This is a genomic window from Hydrogenophaga sp. (genome assembly GCF_011390835.1).
Classification (GTDB): Bacteria; Pseudomonadota; Gammaproteobacteria; order Burkholderiales; family Burkholderiaceae_C; genus Hydrogenophaga.
Genome location: NZ_JAABRQ010000068.1, coordinates 1 through 2,398 on the forward strand (window position 1 = coordinate 1; position 2,398 = coordinate 2,398).

Here is a 2,398-nt window from a genome sequence, read left to right on the forward strand (position 1 = left end):
CGAGCCAACGAGAGCCTCAGACTCGTCGCCGGAAACCGGCCACTCGGAGGCAAGTCGGCGCGGGAATTTCGAGGGCTTCGGCTAGCCCATCTTTGTCACTTTTCCGCCCATTTCAGGCCGTCCCCCTCGGCAACCCCTTGCCAGCATTGGATTTCGCTTCAGCGACGAAATGTAGTGCCATAATAGTTTTCTGGTCTCGACCCAAAGGCTTGCTTTTCGTGCACCATCGCGTGCATGTTCATCCGCCGCACCCAGACCCGCAGTCGCATCTCGGGCGAGCCCTACGTCACTTACCGCCTCGTGCAGGCCACCCGCGTGGGCAAGGCCGTCAAGCAAGCCACGGTGCTCAACCTGGGCAGCCACTTCGATCTGCCCCAGGCTCACTGGCCCGCGCTGGCCCAGCGCATCGACGAGTTGGTGCGCGGGCAGCGCTCGATGCTGGAGTCGACGTTGCCAGAGGAGGTGCGAGCCTTCGCGCAACGCTTTGCAGCCCAGATCATTGCGCGCAAGCCGGCCGTGCCGAGCCTGGGCGCGGCGCCCACGGCGCGCACAGTGGCATCTGCCGCGTCTGCCAATCCTGCTGCCAAGCCACCCAGCAGCGCACCCAGCAGCGCACCCGGCACCCCGCCCAACCGTGCGGCCGACAGCCCCGACAGCCCAACCAGTGAAGCGGACCGGGTCGCCCGCTACCAGGAGGTCGATCTGGACTCGCTGGAGCTGGTCGACCCGCGCAGCGTGGGCGTGGAGCAGGCTGCGCTGAGCGCGATGCGCCAATGCGGCTTGGAGGACAAGCTCAGCGAGTTGGGACTGAATCGCCCGCAGATCGCTGCTGCCGTGGGCAACGTCGTCGCGCGCATGGCCCAGCCGGGCAGTGAGTTGGCCACGCACGCCTGGCTGGGTGACACCTCGGCTCTGGGCGAGCTCATCGACTTCGACTTCGAGGCGATGGACCTGAACCGCCTGTACCGTGCCTCGGACGCGTTGTACAAGCACCGTCAGGCCCTGCAGGAGCACCTGTTCGGCAAGGCCTGCTCGATGTTCGGTTTGGGCCAGACCATCACCCTGTACGACCTGACCAACACCTACTTCGAGGGTGTGGCCGCCGGGGTGAGCAAGGCCAAGCGGGGCCACAGCAAGGAGTGTCGCAGCGACTGCCCGCTGGTGACGCTGGCCATGGCGCTGGACGCCAGCGGCTTCGTGCAGCGCGTGCAGTTCTTCGCCGGCAACGCCAGCGAGCCCGCCACGCTCGAGGGCATGCTCACGGGGCTGCACGCCGCCCCGGGTGCCACGGTGGTGATGGATGCGGGCATTGCCGCGCAGGCCAATCTGACCTGGCTGCGCGAGCAGGGCTATCACTACGTGGTGGTGTCCAAGCTGCGCGAGCGTCAATTCGATCCGAGCCAGGCCACTGAGGTGCAGTCCGCCGGCGACGTGACGATCAAGCTGCAGCGCGTGCAGGGCGCGCACGGTGAAGTGCTGCTGTACTGCCACTCACCGGCGCGCGAGGAAAAGGACCGCGCCATCGACACCGCCAAGGCCAGCGGCCTGGAGGCTGCGTTGACCAAGCTGCAGGCCGGGCTGAGCAAGCCCAAGGCCCCCAAAGGCAGCCAGGACCTGGCCACCGTCATGCAGCGCTTGGGCCGCGCCAAGCAGCGCTTCGCGCGTGCCGCGCAGCACTACGAGATCACGGTGGCCACCGACCCCGAGGGCAAACTCGTCACCGCCATCAGCTGGGTCAAACACATCAAGCCCGGCAGCGCGGCGGCGCATCCGGGCGTGTACTGCCTGCGCACCACTCTGGTGGAGCAGGACAACGCCACGCTGTGGCGCACCTACATCATGCTCACCGAGCTGGAGTCGGTGTTCCGGTCCCTGAAGACCGACCTGGGTCTGCGCCCGGTGTTCCACCAAGTGGATCGACGTGTCGAAGGGCATCTGTTCATCAGCGTGCTGGCCTATCACTTCGTGCACACGCTGCGCCTGCAGCTCAAGGCCCAGGGCATCAACGACAGCTGGAACACCCTGCGCCAGACGATGGCCACACAGCGCCGGGTCACCGTCACCCTGCAGCGCCGCGATGGCCGCGTCGTGCACGTGCGCAAGGCCACGCGCCCCAAGCCACGGCATCAGACGCTGGTCAACATCCTGGAGCTCGACCCCAACCCCGGGCGGACTCATCGCGTGCTGGTCTGACGCCCCGCGCATGCCGGCTCGACAACCGGCGGGCCACTGCAAAGACGTAGTGCCATACGCGCGGAAATGCCCCTCTAAGTCATTGATTCCATTGGACGCGGTAGGGGTAGATGACAAACTTGGGCTAGCCGGGGCGGCGCCGGGCCACTCCGGGTTTCCCGGGGCGGCGCGTGCTTCGCCGTTGCGGGCAGCGCCGCAGATAATG

The 2,398-nt window shown here is 67.0% G+C and carries 1 protein-coding gene; it reads left to right on the plus strand.

What is annotated here, in order from left to right; all coding sequences use genetic code 11:
* The first annotated feature begins 234 nt into the window (after positions 1–234).
* Complete coding sequence (locus GPT34_RS17720) at positions 235–2,193, plus strand: IS1634 family transposase (protein WP_291015363.1); 1,959 nt, start codon at positions 235–237, stop codon at positions 2,191–2,193.
* Positions 2,194–2,398: the final 205 nt, after the last annotated feature.

What these genes read in the sequence shown, in the direction of transcription:
- GPT34_RS17720 (WP_291015363.1), top strand. Translation starts at nt 235, where the DNA reads ATGTTCATCCGCCGCACCCAGACCCGCAGTCGCATCTCGGGCGAGCCC.